Here is a 15,236-nt window from a genome sequence, read left to right as displayed (position 1 = left end):
GCTTGGTAAAACCAAGGAACCCACGCTACGGGAGGCACACCGCATGGAGTTCCGGCAGTCCAGCAAGCTCAGCGAGGTCTGTTACGAGATCCGGGGCCCGGTCATCGAGCACGCGAACGCCCTGGAGGAGGCGGGCCACAGCGTGCTGCGGCTGAACACCGGCAACCCCGCCCTGTTCGGCTTCGAGGCGCCCGAGGAAATCGTCCAGGACATGATCCGGATGCTCCCGAGCGCCCACGGCTACACGGACTCCCGAGGTGTCCTCTCCGCCCGCCGCGCGGTGGCGCAGCGCTATCAGGCGCTGGGCATCGACGACGTCTCCGTGGACGACGTCTTCCTCGGCAACGGCGTGTCCGAGCTGGTCACCATGGCCGTGCAGGCTCTCCTGGAGAACGGCGACGAAGTCCTCATCCCGGCCCCCGACTTCCCGCTGTGGACGGCCGTGACCACCCTCTCCGGGGGCAAGGCCGTGCACTACCTGTGCGACGAGCAGGCCGACTGGTACCCCGACCTCGACGACATGGCCGCGAAGATCACCGACCGCACCAAGGCCGTCGTGATCATCAACCCGAACAACCCGACGGGCGCCGTCTACCCGCGCGAGGTCCTCGAAGGCATCCTCGACCTGGCGCGCCGCCACGGCCTGATGGTGTTCGCCGACGAGATCTACGACCAGATCCTGTACGACGACGCGGTGCACCACAGCGTCGCCGCACTGGCCCCCGACCTGGTGGTGCTCACCTTCTGCGGGCTCTCCAAGACGTACCGGGTGGCGGGCTTCCGCTCCGGCTGGCTGGTCGTGACGGGCCCGAAGCAGCACGCGCGGGACTATCTGGAGGGCCTGACGATGCTGGCCTCCATGCGGCTGTGCGCCAACGCGCCCGCCCAGTTCGCGATCCAGGCGGCGCTCGGCGGCCGGCAGTCCATCCACGAGCTGACCGCGCCCGGCGGCCGCCTGCACGAGCAGCGCGACCGCGCCTGGCAGAAGCTCAACGAGATCCCCGGGGTCAGCTGTGTGAAGCCGAAGGGCGCTCTGTACGCCTTCGCGCGCCTGGACCCCAAGGTGCACGCCATCCACGACGACGAGAAGTTCGTCCTCGACCTGCTGCTCCAGGAGAAGATCCAGGTCGTCCAGGGCACCGGCTTCAACTGGCCGCACCCGGACCACTTCCGCATCCTGACGCTCCCGTACGCTGACGATCTCGACGCGGCGATCAGCCGCATCGGCCGCTTCCTGAGCGGCTATCGCCAGTAGCCCCGCGCGGCCCCGGCGCCGGGGCCGCGCCGCGACGAGGAGCACGCCCGTGGCCGACTGTCCCACCTGCCAGGTCCCTTCCCTGACCCAGTTCGCCTCGCCCGGCCTGGTCGGGAAGATCGTGTACGAGGGCCACGACGCGGCCGACGACCCCGCCTGGCGCGACTCGGGCGCGGCCACGCTCGACGACTACGCGCGCTGGTGCAAGCACCTGTGCGGCCTCACCTGTCTGCGGATGGCCCTCGGCGAGGGCGCGCCCTCGCTCTTCGAGCTACGCGACGGGGCCCTCAAGTACGGCGCGTACACGGAGGACCCCGCCGACGGCACGATCAAGGGGCTGATCTACGCGCCGTTCGTCGAGTACGTGCGCGAGGCGCACGGCATCGAAGCGGCGGTGCACCGCCACCTGACGCTCGACGAGGTGTGCGACCTCGTCGACTCCGGGCACACGGTGATCGCGTCCGTGCACTTCGAGATCCGCCGCCCGGAGCGCCCGGCGCCCGGCCGCGGCGGACATCTGGTCCTGGTCACGGCGCGCACGGCGGACGGAGGCCTGCACTTCCACAACCCCTCGGGGATCGACGCGCCCACGCGCACGGCGGAGCTCCCGCGCGCGGAGTTCGAGCCGTTCTTCGCCGGACGCGGTGTATCCATGCGCTGACCTTTGGTCATGACAGGACGTCACCCGCCCTGCCAGGATGGCGCGATGATGCATTCGGGCAGGGTCGCCGTGGTGGGCGGCAGCGTCGCGGGCTGCGCGTCCGCACTGGCCGCGCACCGGGGCGGCGCGGACGAGATCACCGTGTACGAGCGGGCGGCGGGCCGCCTCGCCGACCGGGGCGTGGGTCTGGCCGTCCACAACTCCCGCTACGCGGAGCTGGAGTCGGCGGGCTACCTGGACGCGGACATGCAGTGGGTGCAGCTCGTCCGCCGCCGCTGGTACGTGCGCGACGACGCGGCACCGGATCCGCGCGGGCACCCGGTCGCGGTGACGCCCTTCCCGTTCCGGACGTACAACTGGGGCCCGCTGTGGGGCGAGTTGCGGCGCCGGGTGCCCGAGACGGTCACGTTCCGCACCGCCACCGCGGTCACCGGGGTGCGGGCCTGTCCGGGCGGGGCCGTGGTGGAGACGGAGGACGGCACGGAGCGGTTCGACGTGGTGGTCGGCGCGGACGGCTACCGCTCGGTCGTGCGCGAGTCGGCGTTCCCCGGCCTGCGGGCCGAGTACGCGGGCTATCTGGCCTGGCGCGGCGCCTACCCGGAAGAGCGCCTTCCCGACCCGGACCTGTGGGGCGTCGAGGACTGCGTGTACGCCGTGTTCGACGGCGGCCACGTGATCCTGTACCGCATCCCCGACGGGACGGGCGGGCGCCGCGTGAACTGGGTGCTGTACACGGCACCGCCGCCCGGCCTGGACGCGGACCTGGGCTTCGGCCATCCCCGGAGCCTGCCGCCCGGCGGCCTCACCGACACCCTCAGCGGCCATCTGTCGTACGTCGCCGACGTGCTCCTTCCGCCCTACTGGGGCGCGGTGGTCCGCGCCACCGCGCCGGCCGAGCTCTTCCTCCAGCCCATGTACGACTACACCGCGCCGCGCTACACCCAGGGCCGGGTGCTGCTCGCGGGCGACGCGGCGACGGTGGCCCGGCCGCACACGGGCGCGGGCGCGGTGAAGGCCCTCCAGGACGCCACCGTCCTGGAGTCCGCCATCACCACGGCGGTGACCTGGCCCGACGCCCTGGAGTCCTACGACGCCGACCGCACGGTCGCGGGCCGCACGATGGTCGACCTGGGGCGGCGCCTGGGCCGCGCCTTCGTCCAGGAGACCCCGGACTGGCGCTCCCTCGGCCAGGCGGGCCTTGAGGCGTGGTGGCAGCGGGCGGACGGCGCGGGGGCGTTCGGGGGACGGGAGCTGCGGCGGAAGTGACCGCCGCCTCCCCTGGTGACGGTGGGAGCCGCGGCGGACGTGACGGCCCCCGCCCCGGTGGCGGACGGATCATGGAATACGGTCACCGCCGCGACGGTTCGCACCGAGCAGAACCGAGCAGAACGGAACGCGCGCATGGGTGACCTCCTCCTGGTCCGGCACGGCGAGACGGCGTGGTCGCTGTCCGGCCAGCACACGAGCTGGACCGACATTCCCCTCACCGACCACGGCCGCGAGCAGGCGCGGTCCCTTGCGCCGCTGGTCGGGAAGTACCGGGTCGACGCCGCGTTCACCAGCCCGCGCGCGCGGGCGCGGGAGACCGCCGCGCTCACGGGCTTCGCGGACGCGCGCGTGGACGACGATCTCGCCGAGTGGGACTACGGGGCGTACGAGGGCGTGACGACGGTGGAGATCCACCGGACGCGGCCCGACTGGTTCCTCTTCACGGACGGCGTGACCGCGGGTCCCCCGGAGCATCCGGGCGAATCCCCGTCGCAGGTCGGCGCGCGGGCCGACCGCATGCTGGCCAAGGTCGACGCGGCCCTCGCCAACACGGAGGGCAGCGTGCTCCTGGTCGCCCACGGGCACTTCCTCCGCGTCCTGGCCGCCCGCCGGCTGGGGCTCCCCGCGGCGGCGGGGGCGCACTTCCAGCTGGCCACGGGTACGGTCAGCCGCCTCAGCTTCGAGCACGGCCGCCCGGTAGTAGCCACCTGGAACCTACGCCCCTCGGCGTAGCGCCCCCTCACCTGCCCTCGCCCTCTTCCGCTGCGCGGGCTCTCCCCCACCCGCCCGCCCCTCCATCGCGCTGACGCGCTCGTCCTCAAACGCCGGACGGGCTGGAAGACCTCCGGCTCGGGCTGTGGGTATTCAGCCCATCCGGCGTTTGAGGACGAGGTGCGGAGCGCCGATGAGGGGGTCCAGGGGGCGGAGCCCCCGGTTTCGGGAAGGGGCGGGATGGGGGAGCTCCCAGCAGGGACCGCGTTGTCAGTGGCGTGGGGCACCATCGGACGCAGGGGGTGGTGCTCTCATGGCCAGGCCGACCACGGCCGCGCAGCGGCGGATCATCGCGGAGGCGGACCCGGCGACGGGCCGCCTGCGCGGCACGGAGGCACAGCTGACCGCCCTGGTCAGGCTGCGCCTGGCGTTCAGGCACCCCCGCCCGCCCCACGCGTACTTCCTCACCCCCGCGGGCCACCGTGTCAGGGACGAGCCCCCGGACACCGCACCCGAGACGGCACCCGCGACCCCCGAGCCGGGCGTCTTCGCCCCACGCACCGGCACCGAGGCGAACACCCCGGCCACGGAGGGCCCCGCCCGGCAGCGCGAGGTCCGGGCGGCATGGCTCGGCCTCGTGGAGCTGCGCCGGATGACGAACCCGGAGGGTGACCGGGAGAGACCCTGCGCTTGGGAGCGGGCGCACCAGGTGCGGGCCGTGGCGATAGCCCTGGAGGCAGCGGGCCGCGCACCCGCGACGGCGGGCGGGGACGGGTACCGCGTGGTGGAGTCCGTGCAGCCGGACGCCGTGGAGGTGTCGGAGCCGACGCCGGAGGGCGTGCGGGCCTGCGGGGCGGCGCTGGAGCGGGCGGGGTGGCTGGTGAGCGAGCACGGGGACGCGCGGACGGGCCGCCGCTTCGTGGTGGCGTCGCCGAGGCGCCGCTGAGCCCGTGCGGGGAATGCCGGGACAGGACGGACAGTTGAGGCGTGCACCAGCGGCGTGTCAGCAGGGAAAGGGAGCACCGTGGCGGAGCAGCAGTCGGAGTCCGGGGCGGGGGTGTACTCCGTCGGGATCACCGTTCGGGGGTACGAGACGGATACGCAGGGGCATTTGAACCAGGCCGTGTATCTCCAGTACGCGGAGCACGCGCGGTGGTCGATGCTGATGGCGGCGGGGATCCGGCAGGCGGACCTGATCGAGAAGGGCGTCGGGCCGGTCGCGCTGGAGAACACGCTGCGGTACCGCAGCGAGCTGCGGGCCGGGGAGGAGGTCTCCGTGTCGTGCCGGTTCCTGTGGGGCGAGCGGAAGACCTTCAGGATCGAGCAGGTCTTCACCAAGCCGGACGGCACGGTCGCCGCGGAGCTGACCGGCGTGGGCGGGCTGCTCGACCTGAAGGAGCGGCGGATGGTCGACGACCCGAAGGAGTACTTCCGGGCGCTGGCGACGGACGCCCGGGTCCTCGACCTGTAGGCCCCACGCGGTACGCGTCAGGCCGCGCCCAGTGCCGCCAGGTCCTCCGTGTCCAGGGTGAGCGCGGCCGCCGCCACGTTCTCCTCCAGGTGCGCGAGCGACGACGTGCCGGGGATGGCGAGGACCGCCGGGGACACGGAGAGCGACCAGGCGAGCCCGACCTGCGCGGCGCTCGCGCCGTGCCGTTCGGCGACCCGGCGCAGCGCGGCGATGTGCGGCGCGCCCGCGCCGCCGAGGGGGAAGAACGGCACGAAGGCGATGCCCTGGCGGGCGCACAGCTCGACCAGGGCGTCGGCCTCGGCGTCGCGGGACACCGGGCTGTAGCGGTTCTGCACGGCGGCGACCGGCGCGATCCGCTGGGCCTCGGCGAGTTGCGCGGCGGTGGCGTTGCTGACGCCGAGGTGCCGGATGAGGCCTTCCTCGCGCAGTGCGGCGAGGGCTTCGAAGCGGCCGTCGCCGGGGCCGTCCGCGCCGAGGAAGCGCAGGTAGACGAGGTCGAGGCGGTCCACGCCGAGCTGGCGCAGGTTCCGGTGCACATCGGCCTTGAGCTTCTCGGGGCCCGCGGCGTCCAGCCAGTCGTGGTCCGGGGAGCGGTCGGGGCCGACCTTCGTGGCGATCACCAGGTCGTCCGGGTAGGGGTGCAGGGCCTGCCGGATGAAGGCGTTGGCCGACAGGTCCTTGTAGAAGTAGAACGCGGCGGTGTCGATGTGGTCGACGCCGAGTTCCACGGCCCGGCGCAGCACGGCGACGGCCGCCTCGGGGTCCCCCGCGGGGCCCTCCCAGGTGCGGCCGGGCAGCCGCATCGCGCCGAAGCCCATGCGGTTCACGGGCAGGTCACCGCCCACGTCCCAGCGCCCGGCCGCGGCGGCGGGGGCGGAAGCGGACGACTTCGTCCGGTGCGGGGTGGTGTTCTCGTGCGGCATGGGGACAATTCTGGAGCCGGTGCGGGCCGGGACGGGGAGGGTGGCAGGTTGTTGCCAGCCGGAGCGCGACCGGAGAGGGGCCGTGGAGAGAGGTGGGCGGAATGAGCGAGGGCCACGAGGACGTCGTCACCCTGCGCGGGGAGCGGGAGTTGGTGCTGCGCGCCGGGGACCTGTTCGCCGCCGCGCGCGAGGAGTTCCTGTGCGGGGCCGCCGACCTCGTCACCTGGTCGGGCGGCGTCAACGCCGTCTTCGCCGACGGCAAGCGCCCGCCCCTGCGGAAGCCCGCGCCGCGCGACGGCCTCGCCATGCGCAAGGTGTACACGCGCCGGGCCCTCGGCGACCCGTACTCGGAGCGGCGGCTCGTGGCGATCGCCGCCTCCGGCGCGGACGTGCGGATCTCGTCCGCGCCCCTCGCCCGCGAGGCCATCGTCATCGACCGGCGCATCGCCGTCCTCGCCGGTTCGGAGTCCCGCGGCCCCCGTACGTACACGGTGGTGCGGGTCCCCGAAGTCGTCGACGGGGTGCGGTCGTTGCTGTACGCCACGTGGGATGCGGCCGAGCCCCTCGCCGACGCGCTGCGGGCGTCCGGGCCCGCGCTCGACGAGGAAGCCCGGCTGGTGCTCGGGGCCCTGACCGACGGGCTGACCGACGAGGCCGGGGCCCGGAGGCTCGGGATGTCCTTGCGTACGTATCGGCGGCGGGTGGCCGAGCTGATGGCGGGGGTGGGGGCGACGTCTCGCTTCCAGGCGGGGGTGCGGGTGCGGGGGCGGTAGGCCTCGCGGCGGCGCCCCGGGCCCGCCCCTTCCCGAACCGGGCGCTGCCGCCCCCGTGCCCCCGCCTTTCGGCGCTCCGCGCCTCGTCCTCAAACGCCGGACGGGCTTGGCAGTCGTCTGCTCAGGGTCGCCCATACCGTCTTGCCGATCTCTCGGCTCTCCACGCCCCACGCCTCGGCGAGCGCCGCCACGAGGACCAGGCCGCGGCCCGACTCCGCCTCCTCCGGCGGCAGCCGGACCTCCTCCGGCGGCGCGCACTCCGCCCGGGTGTCCGACGCCTCGATCCGCAGCGTCCCCGCGAGCAGCAGCAGCCTCAGCTCGAAGCTGCGCCCGGGGACCCGCCCGTGCGTCGCCGCGTTGGCCGCCAGCTCGGCGACGATCTGGGCCGCCGCGTCGGAGAGTTCGCTTCCGTAAGGGATTCCCCAGCCGTTCAGCTGGTCGCGGGCGAGCGTTCTCGCCTGGCGGGCCCCTCGCGGGCTGGCGTTGATACGCCGCGTGAACACATGTGCTGGTGTGGGGGTTTGTACCTGGGGTGGCATGCGATCCACGGTGACCGTGTGAACGCGCAGTTCGGGAGGCACCAAACTCGTACGCTCCGTAAGTGTACGAGTGCGAAACGTAGACAGCGGGGGTAACTGCCCGTAAGCATGGGCGCGTTGGCGGGGACGGTAAGCGAGCGTCAGGGGATACCCGTGATGTCGTCAAGCACGCCGGGCTCACAGGAGCCCGAACCGAGTGATGGTCTCAAGGCGTTCGGCGCCGCACTGAAGAGCTTCCGCAAGAGGGCCGGGTACACGCAAGAGACCCTGGCCCCCGAGATCGGCTACTCGACACACTTCATCGCGTCCATCGAGCAGGGCAGGCGCTTCCCGCCACCGCGCTTCGTGGACCAGGCGGAGGCGACCCTGGACGCCTTCGGGACGCTACGGCTGATGGTGAACCAGCTTTCGCGACAGCGGGGGTTGGCCACGTGGTTCCGCCGGTGGGCCCAGCTTGAGCAGGAGGCTGTCACCCTCTACACGTACGAATGCCGCCTGATCCCAGGCCTGTTGCAGACACCCGCGTACGCGGAGAGGCTGTTCGCCAATCAGCTGCCACCGCTGGGCGACGAGCAGATCCAGGCCCAGCTCGCGGCGCGCGTCGAGCGCCAGAAACTCCTCACGGACCGGCCGAACACCTCGTACAGCTTCATCCTCGAAGAGCACCTGTTCCTGCGGAACATGGGCGGGACCGAGGTGACCCGGGAGCTCATCGACCACATCCTTCAGCTCGCCGAGCGCAGGAACATCGAGCTCCAGATCATGCCGCTGGTCAAAGAGAGTCACTCCGGGCTGGATGGACCCATCCGACTCCTTGAGAGCCCGGAGAACCGCTGGTTCGCCTACTGCGAGGGCCAGCGAGGAGGCATGTTCATCTCCGACCCGCGAGAGATCAGCGTGCTCCAGATGCGGTATGCCAGGATGCGCTCACAGGCTCTCTCCCTCGAAGACTCGGTGAGCCTGCTGGAGCGGATGCGAGGAGCATGATGAGCACCCCCAAACTGGCCTGGTTCAAAAGCAGCTACAGCGGCGGTGACGGTGACGACTGCGTCGAGGTGGCCCTCTCCTGGCACAAGTCCAGCTACAGCAGCGGCGGCGATGGCGACTGCGTAGAAGTCGCCACCTGCCCCACCACCATCCACATCCGCGACTCCAAGCACCGGGCCGGGCCCCAGCTGACCGTTGCCCCGGGGGCGTGGGCCGACTTCGTCGCGTACGCGGGCAGCGCTCAGTAGCCCACGCGGAGCCCGTGGGCGCTGAGCACGGGCGCCAAGGGCTGGTAGTACGTCGTCCCGCCGGAGGTGCAGTTGCCGCTGCCGCCCACCAGGAAGCCGAGCCCGGCGTCGCCGCCGAAGGCGGAACCTCCGGAGTCGCCGGGCTCGGCGCAGATCGTGGTGCGGAAGAGGCCGCTCACCGTGCCCTGCGGGTAGGTGATGGTGACGTTCACGGCCTGGACGGTGCCGCAGTGCGTCCCTGTCGTGGGTCCGACGCGGCACGCGGACTGGCCCACGACAGGGTTCGCGGCGCGGTTGACGCGGATGACCTGTGCACCGGCGGCGATCTCGCTCGGGTACGTGTAGTCGGGGTTGGTGAAGCGCACCAGCGCGTAGTCCTTGCCGGGGAAGACGGCTGCCTCGGTGACGCCGACCGGGATGGTGAGGCCCCGGTCGGCGTACCACTGCGTGCCCACGGCGCCGCAGTGGCCCGCCATGATCCCGTAGTAGCGGGTGCCGTTGGTGGCGTTGAAGGCGACCATGCACCGGCCGGAGGGGCTGAAGAGCATGGTGCCGCCGCGCAGCGGTGTCTGCGCCGGGGCGGCGGTGGCGCCCGCGGCGGGGGCCGCCACCAGGGCGAGGGCGCCGAGGAGTACGGCGCACAAGAGCTGGGACACGGCGGTGCGGAGCCTCATGGCGTGCCTCCGGCGGGGGAAGGGTGAGGGCGCCGCCATTGTGGCGGAGGCGCCGTACGCGGGGCGATCGGGCGGACGCCGACCGTTACAGAGGCCCGCGCCTCCGCACGGTGATCCTTTCCATTGGGCAAAAGGCATTGATGCCGCACAGGTCGGCGAACGATGCTGAGGCGGACGGGGAAGATCGCCCCGCAGACCGACCCGCAGACCGACCTGTAGACCGACCTGTAGACCGACCGAAAGGCAGCTCCCATGGACGACGTCGCCGCGATCGGACCGGCATGGCAGCGGTAGTCACGGACCTCATCACGTATCCGGTCAAGGGGTGCGCCGGGGTGGCGCTCACGGAGAGCGACCTGACACCGGCGGGCCTCGCGCACGACCGCGCGTTCATGGTGGTCAACGACTCCGGCGTGTGCCGCACCCAGCGCAAGGACGCCCGGCTCGCGGTCATCCGCCCCGAGGTGAGCTGGGACGGCGGGCTCCTGACGCTGCGGGCGCCGGAAGCGGAGCCGCTGGAGATCGAGGTCGACGTCGAGTCGCCGCGCCGTGACGTGGTTCTGTTCGGGGCGCCGTTCAAGGCCATCGACCAGGGCGCGGAGGCGGCCCGGTGGCTGTCGGACGTCCTCGGCACGGACTGCCGTCTCGTGCGGGTGCCGCCGGAGCACCAGCGGGTCACCGACGGGCTGCACCCCGGCACGTCCGGCTTCGCCGACAGCGGCGCGCTGCACCTGCTGTCCCGGGCCTCGTACGACGACCTCAACGCCCGCATCGAGGCCGCCGGCCAGGCCCCTGTGGCCCTGAACCGGCTGCGGCCCAACGTCGTCGTCGACGGGTGGGACGCGCCGCACACGGAGGACTCCGTCAGGACCGTCGGCATCGGCAACACCGAGCTGGGCTTCGCCAAGCTGGCGATTCGCTGTGCGGTCACGCTCGTCGACCAGGCCTCGGGGGTGCGGGCGGGGCCCGAGCCTCTGCGTACGTTGGCCGCGTATCGGCGGCAGGCGGGTGGGGGTGTCGCGCTGGGGGCCAAGTTCTCCGTGCTGCGCAGCGGGAAGCTGGCCGTCGGCGACGAGCTGGCCGTGACGGCCTGGGAGACAACCACCGACTGATTTCGTCTGCGGCGTCGTGGGGGCTGGTCGCGCAGTTCCCCGCGCCCCTTTGGGGCTCGTGCTACCGTCCACCCTAGTTTTGAAGCGACTGCTTCAAAACCACGTACGTGAATCAGGGAGGGACACCCATGCCGCTCGCGGTCTACGTGTTGGCGCTCGGCATCTTCACGCAAGGGACGTCGGAGTTCATGCTGTCCGGGCTGCTGCCGGGGATGGCGGAGGACTTGGGGGTGTCCGTCCCCGACGCGGGGCTGCTGATCTCGGCGTTCGCGATCGGCATGGTCGTCGGGGCGCCGCTGCTCGCGGTGGCGACGCTGCGGTGGCCGCGCCGGACGGCCCTGGTGGCCCTGCAAGCCGTGTTCGTGGCGGGGCACGTGGTGGGCGCGGTGGCGCCCGGGTACGGCCTGCTCTTCGTGACGCGGGTCGCCAGCGCGCTCGCCTACGCGGGCTTCTGGGGCGTGGCCGTGGCGACGGCCGTGGCGCTCGTGCCCGGCGAGGCGAAGAGCAGGGCGGTGGCCCTGGTCGCGGGCGGTCTGACCCTGGCGACGATCGTCGGCGTCCCCGCGGGCACCGTACTGAGCCAGTCGGCGGGGTGGCGGGCCGCGTTCTGGGCGGTCGCGGCGGCGACGGTGGTCAGCCTGGTGTGCACGGTCGCGGCGGTGCCGGGCGGCGAACGGGGCGAGGCGCCGTCCGTGCGGGCGGAGCTGCGCGGCATGGCGCGCCCGCAGCTGTGGCTCTCGTACGCCGTCACGGCCTTCGCCTTCGGCGCGGTGATCGTGACCTTCAGCTATCTGGCCGCGCTGCTCACCGACGAGACGGGCCTGGGCGAGGGGTGGGTGCCCGCAGTGCTCGCGCTGTTCGGGGCGGGCGGCATGCTCGGCCTGGTCATCGGCGGCCGGACGGCCCGCACGCACGCGGTCGCCACGCTGACGTGGGGGCTCGGCGCGCTCGCGGCGGTCTCGGCGGCGCTCGCGCTCACGGCGGGCTCGGCGGCGGCCGTCGTGGTGACGCTCGTCTTCCTGCTCGGCATGGCGGGGTACGTCACCAACCCCGCCCTCCAGTCACGGGTGTTCACGCTCGCGCCGGACGCGCCCACCCTGGTCGGCGCGACCAACACGGCCGCCTTCAACGTCGGCAACACCCTCGCGCCACTGCTCGGCGGCCTCGCCATCGACGCGGGCCACGGATACGCGGCCGTGGCCTGGGTCGGGGCCGGGCTCGCGGCGCTCGGCTGCGCGGCGGCGGTGGCGGCCGGGATCCTGGAACGGCGGACGCCCGCCGCACCCCTCGCTTCGCCGTCAGCTAGTTTTGAGAAGGTATTCCAAAACGGGTAGGGTCCGGCGCATGGCCAGGCCACGACAGTTCGACGAGGACCGCGTCATCACCGCGGCCATGGAGACCTTCTGGCGCCGCGGGTACGAGGGCACGTCGACGCGCGACCTGTGCGAGTCCACGGGCCTCGGCCCGTCGAGCCTCTACAACACCTTCGGCGGCAAGCGCGAGCTGTATCTGCGCGCGCTCGACCGCTACTACGACACGGTCACCACCGCACAGGTCGAACGCCTCCAGGGCCCCGGCTCCGCCAAGGAACGGCTGCGGGCGATGATGCTGCACTCCCTGGAGAGCGACCTGGACGCGGACGACGGCCGGGGCTGCTTCGCCATCAACGCGGCCATCGAACGGGCCGGGCTCGACGGTGACGTGCGCCGGGCGGTGCGGCGCGGCTTCGACCGCGTCGAGGACGAGGTGTGCGCGGTGACCCGGGCCGGGCAGGCCGCCGGCGAGATCTCCCCCGGCCGCGACCCGCGCGAGGTGGCGCGCCTGGTGCAGAGCACGTACTACGGCCTGCGGGTCCTGGCCCGCGTACGGGACGGCAGGAAGGCACTGGAGACGACCATCGACACCGTCCTGGAGGGGCTGTGACCGGCCCGGACGCGCTCGCCGCCGTCGAGCGGAACCTCGCCGCGCACGCCGGTCACCTGCACCGGTACCTGCCGGGCGCCACCGTCACCGACAGCGGTGACCTGGTCGTCGCGGACAGCGGCATCGACGACGACACCTTCAACATCGTCGCGGCGGCGCGGTTCACCGACCAGAGCGCGGACGGCCGCGTCGCCGCCACCGTGAAGGAGCTGACCGGCACCGGGCGCGCCTTCTCGTGGTGGGTGGGTGGCACCTCGACGCCGGGTGACCTCGGGGCGCGGCTCGCCGCCGCCGGTCTGCCCGCGTCCGAGGCCGAGACCGGCATGCGGCTCGACCTGGGCGTCGCCCCGCCGCCCGCGCACGCGGACGGCCTGGAGATCCGCCCGGTGACCACGGCGGCCGAACTCGACGCGTACGCGACGATTCTGGCCGCCAACTGGGAGCCCCCGGCGGCGACGGTACGCGCCTTCTACACGGCCGTCGCCGAGGGCGCGCTCGCCGCCGGCTCGCCCGCGCGCTACCTCGTCGGGTACGTCGACGGGCGGCCGGTGTGCACCGCCGAGGCGTTCCTGCACGCGGGCGTCGCCGGGATCTACAACATCTCGACCCTCGCCGCCGACCGCCGCCGCGGCTACGGCGGGGCCGTCACCCTTGCCGCGCTGCACGCCGCGCGCGCCGCCGGGGCGCGCACGGCGGTGCTCCAGGCCTCCCCCGAGGGCGAGCCCGTCTACCGCGCGCTCGGCTTCGCGGCCTGCGGCACGTTCACCGAGTACGCCGTGGTCAGCGGGTCCGCAGCTGCGTCGCGGGGATGACCTCCTGCGGCTGGTTCGGGCTGGACCACAGGAGCTTCAGATGGGCCTCGCCGGTCTGCTCCGCGTAGTCGACGCGGATCGCGTGCCGCCTGCCCGCCTCAAGGCGCACCCGGGCCTTGTCGACCTTGGGCTCGTGCGGGCTCCAGGAGTCGATGACCAGCTTGCCGTCGATCCAGACGCGCACGACGTCGTCGGAGACCGTGGTGAGCGTGTACGTCTCCGAGCGGCGCGGCTCGACCGACCCCGTCCAGCGCACCCCGAACCGGTCCGCCGGGACGGACGGGTGCGGTGAACCCGTGTACTTCCAGGAGTGGTTGACCGTGGGGTCGGTCCGGGTGACCTTCGGCGCGCCGGACAGCTCCGCGTTGTCGAAGACCTCCTGCTTGAGGCCCTTGCCGTCGCCGGGGCGGGACGCGCGGCCGGGGTCGACCCGCAGCTCGATCACGGTGGCGGTGGGGTTGGTGGCCGCCCCGGACGGCACCAGGTCGTAGCCGTCGCCGGACTTGATGACGGTGACCCGCTGTGAACTGCCCAGGACCCGGGCCGACTTGACCGTGAAGCCCGTGCGCGCCCTCAGGTGCAGGGACTCCCCCGCGCCCGGCCAGCGCGTGACCGCCGCGTACAGGGTGTCGCCCTTGCGGCTGACCGTGCCCCAGTCCGGCTCCTCGACCAGGCCGCCGTAGCGGGCGCCGAAGACCGCCTCGCCCTGGCCCGCCGTGCGCAGCCAGGCACCCATCTCCCCCAGCCGGTCCACGGAGGGCCGCGGGATGCGGCCGCGCGCGTCGGGGCCGACGTTCAGGAGGTAGTTGCCGCTGCGCGAGGTCGTGGCGAGGAGGTTGCGCACCAGCGCCTGCCCGGACTTCCAGTTCTGGTCGTAGCGGGCGAAGCCCCAGTGGTCGTTCAGGGTCATGCAGGACTCCCAGAGCTGGCCGTCCACCGGGGCGTCGGGGATCTCCTGCTCGGGCGTGCCGTAGTCGCCGTCGACCACGCGGCGCTTGCCGACGCGGTTGTTGATGACGAGGTCGGGGTTCAGGCCGCGCAGATACGCCTCCAGGCGCTCGCCGTCGCGGGCGGTCCACGGGTTGTGCGGCTCGTCGGTGTCCCACTCGCCGTCGAACCAGAGCAGCGCCGGGTCGTAGTTGTCGATCAGCTCCTTGAGCTGCGCGTACATGCGCTTCTCGTACGTCGGGAAGGTCGCCGGGTCGGGGAAGTCCGGGTCGTGCCAGTCCCAGATGGAGTAGTAGAAGCCGAGCTTGATGCCCGCCGCGTCGGCGGCGCGCTTCAGCTCGGCGAGGATGTCGCGCTTCTTGTCGAACGACGAATGGTCGCGCAGGTTCCAGGAGTTGACCTTCGTCGGCCACATCGCGTAGCCCTCGTGGTGCTTGGACGTGATCACGATGTACTTCATCCCGGCGTCCTTCGCCGCCTTCACGACGGCCCCGGCGTCGAAGTCGGCCGGATCGAACGACCGCGCCCGCCGCTCGTACTCGGCCGTCGGGATCTTGCACTGGCGCTTGATCCACTCGGCGTTGCGGCAGACCGTGCCGTCGGGGCGCGCGTACTCGCCCTCCAGCTGGGAGTACGCGCCGAAGTGGATGAACATGCCGAACCGGTCCTGGCGGAACCAGCGGGTGCGGTCGGCCGTGAAGGGGTCGTCGGCGGCGTGGTCCGTACCGGGGCCCGCGGCCCGCTGGGGCCGGGCCTCCCCCTGCGCGGGCGTCACGGCGGACAGCGGCAGGGCGGCGGCGGTGAGGAGCAGGGCGAGCGTGGTGACTCTTCGTCGCATGAGCGGCTCCTGTTCGTCTACGGGACGCTCGGGTTCAGCTACGGGACGCTCGGGAACGTAGGAGCGGATACATCGGATGTCAATGGGATCCA

General features: G+C 72.8%; 17 protein-coding genes. 13 read left to right on the top strand and 4 right to left on the bottom strand.

The annotated features are described in order from the left end of the window. Positions 1-43 precede the first annotated feature (43 nt). The 6 genes from MQV74_RS31830 to MQV74_RS31805 all read left to right on the top strand — a co-directional run bounded on the left by MQV74_RS31830 (position 44) and on the right by MQV74_RS31805 (position 5,367). Complete coding sequence (locus MQV74_RS31830) at positions 44-1,255, top strand: pyridoxal phosphate-dependent aminotransferase (RefSeq protein ID WP_242725689.1); 1,212 nt, start codon at positions 44-46, stop codon at positions 1,253-1,255. A 49-nt stretch (positions 1,256-1,304) separates the two neighbouring features. Then, positions 1,305-1,916 carry a C39 family peptidase gene (locus tag MQV74_RS31825; RefSeq protein ID WP_242725686.1) on the top strand — a complete coding sequence of 204 codons (612 nt, stop codon included), beginning with the start codon at positions 1,305-1,307 and terminating at the stop codon, positions 1,914-1,916. A gap of 48 nt (positions 1,917-1,964) precedes the next feature. Then, positions 1,965-3,182 carry an FAD-dependent monooxygenase gene (locus MQV74_RS31820; RefSeq protein WP_242729263.1) on the top strand — a complete coding sequence of 406 codons (1,218 nt, stop codon included), beginning with the start codon at positions 1,965-1,967 and terminating at the stop codon, positions 3,180-3,182. A 135-nt stretch (positions 3,183-3,317) separates the two neighbouring features. Next, positions 3,318-3,917 (top strand): histidine phosphatase family protein, encoded by a 600-nt coding sequence (locus MQV74_RS31815; RefSeq protein ID WP_242725683.1) that lies wholly within the window; start codon positions 3,318-3,320, stop codon positions 3,915-3,917. Between the two features lie 292 nt (positions 3,918-4,209). Further along, entirely contained in the window at positions 4,210-4,842 is a 633-nt protein-coding gene (locus MQV74_RS31810) for a hypothetical protein (RefSeq protein ID WP_242725680.1), read from the top strand. A gap of 78 nt (positions 4,843-4,920) precedes the next feature. After that, on the top strand, positions 4,921-5,367 hold the full coding sequence (locus MQV74_RS31805; protein ID WP_242725677.1) for an acyl-CoA thioesterase: 447 nt from the start codon (positions 4,921-4,923) through the stop codon (positions 5,365-5,367). A 17-nt stretch (positions 5,368-5,384) separates the two neighbouring features. Here the strand turns inward: MQV74_RS31805 and MQV74_RS31800 are convergent, their stop codons facing one another. After that, complete coding sequence (locus MQV74_RS31800; protein ID WP_278194260.1) at positions 5,385-6,290, bottom strand: oxidoreductase; 906 nt, start codon at positions 6,288-6,290, stop codon at positions 5,385-5,387. A gap of 101 nt (positions 6,291-6,391) precedes the next feature. On the opposite strand from MQV74_RS31800, the gene MQV74_RS31795 reads away from it, so the two are divergent. Next, on the top strand, positions 6,392-7,063 hold the full coding sequence (locus MQV74_RS31795) for a DNA-binding response regulator (RefSeq protein WP_242725674.1): 672 nt from the start codon (positions 6,392-6,394) through the stop codon (positions 7,061-7,063). 89 nt (positions 7,064-7,152) lie between these two features. Here the strand turns inward: MQV74_RS31795 and MQV74_RS31790 are convergent, their stop codons facing one another. Beyond that, positions 7,153-7,602 carry an ATP-binding protein gene (locus tag MQV74_RS31790; RefSeq protein ID WP_242725671.1) on the bottom strand — a complete coding sequence of 150 codons (450 nt, stop codon included), beginning with the start codon at positions 7,600-7,602 and terminating at the stop codon, positions 7,153-7,155. A 156-nt stretch (positions 7,603-7,758) separates the two neighbouring features. Between MQV74_RS31790 and MQV74_RS31785 the strand changes: the two genes are divergently transcribed. Further along, on the top strand, positions 7,759-8,589 hold the full coding sequence (locus MQV74_RS31785) for a helix-turn-helix domain-containing protein (protein WP_242725668.1): 831 nt from the start codon (positions 7,759-7,761) through the stop codon (positions 8,587-8,589). Then, positions 8,589-8,837, top strand: a complete 249-nt coding sequence (locus MQV74_RS31780) for a DUF397 domain-containing protein (RefSeq protein WP_242725665.1) — start codon at positions 8,589-8,591, stop codon at positions 8,835-8,837. The genes MQV74_RS31785 and MQV74_RS31780 overlap by 1 nt, the downstream gene beginning before the upstream one ends. Here MQV74_RS31780 and MQV74_RS31775 read toward each other — a convergent pair. Further along, positions 8,831-9,511, bottom strand: coding sequence for a S1 family peptidase (locus tag MQV74_RS31775; RefSeq protein WP_242725663.1), 681 nt, complete (start codon positions 9,509-9,511; stop codon positions 8,831-8,833). The genes MQV74_RS31780 and MQV74_RS31775 overlap by 7 nt on opposite strands. A 281-nt stretch (positions 9,512-9,792) precedes the next feature. Here MQV74_RS31775 and MQV74_RS31770 point away from each other — a divergent pair, with 281 nt between their 5' ends. From MQV74_RS31770 to MQV74_RS31755, 4 genes are all read left to right on the top strand, one after another. Next, positions 9,793-10,623, top strand: a complete 831-nt coding sequence (locus MQV74_RS31770; protein ID WP_242725661.1) for an MOSC domain-containing protein — start codon at positions 9,793-9,795, stop codon at positions 10,621-10,623. 128 nt (positions 10,624-10,751) lie between these two features. Next, positions 10,752-11,957, top strand: coding sequence for a Cmx/CmrA family chloramphenicol efflux MFS transporter (locus tag MQV74_RS31765; RefSeq protein ID WP_242725658.1), 1,206 nt, complete (start codon positions 10,752-10,754; stop codon positions 11,955-11,957). Between the two features lie 10 nt (positions 11,958-11,967). Further along, positions 11,968-12,546, top strand: coding sequence for a TetR/AcrR family transcriptional regulator (locus MQV74_RS31760; RefSeq protein ID WP_242725655.1), 579 nt, complete (start codon positions 11,968-11,970; stop codon positions 12,544-12,546). After that, a complete protein-coding gene (locus MQV74_RS31755) occupies positions 12,543-13,358 on the top strand; it encodes a GNAT family N-acetyltransferase (RefSeq protein ID WP_242725652.1) in 816 nt (271 codons plus the stop codon). Before MQV74_RS31760 ends, MQV74_RS31755 begins: the two co-directional genes overlap by 4 nt. Here the strand turns inward: MQV74_RS31755 and MQV74_RS31750 are convergent. Beyond that, positions 13,327-15,144: an alpha-L-fucosidase gene (locus MQV74_RS31750; RefSeq protein WP_242725649.1), complete on the bottom strand. Its 1,818-nt coding sequence runs from the start codon at positions 15,142-15,144 to the stop codon at positions 13,327-13,329. The genes MQV74_RS31755 and MQV74_RS31750 overlap by 32 nt on opposite strands. Between the last annotated feature and the right edge of the window lie 92 nt (positions 15,145-15,236).

The sequence above is a fragment of the Streptomyces sp. AN091965 genome (assembly GCF_022698285.1).
In the GTDB taxonomy this organism is placed as follows: Bacteria; Actinomycetota; Actinomycetes; order Streptomycetales; family Streptomycetaceae; genus Streptomyces.
Note: the sequence above shows the minus strand (reverse complement) of the source record. Positions and strands in the feature narration are given on the sequence as shown.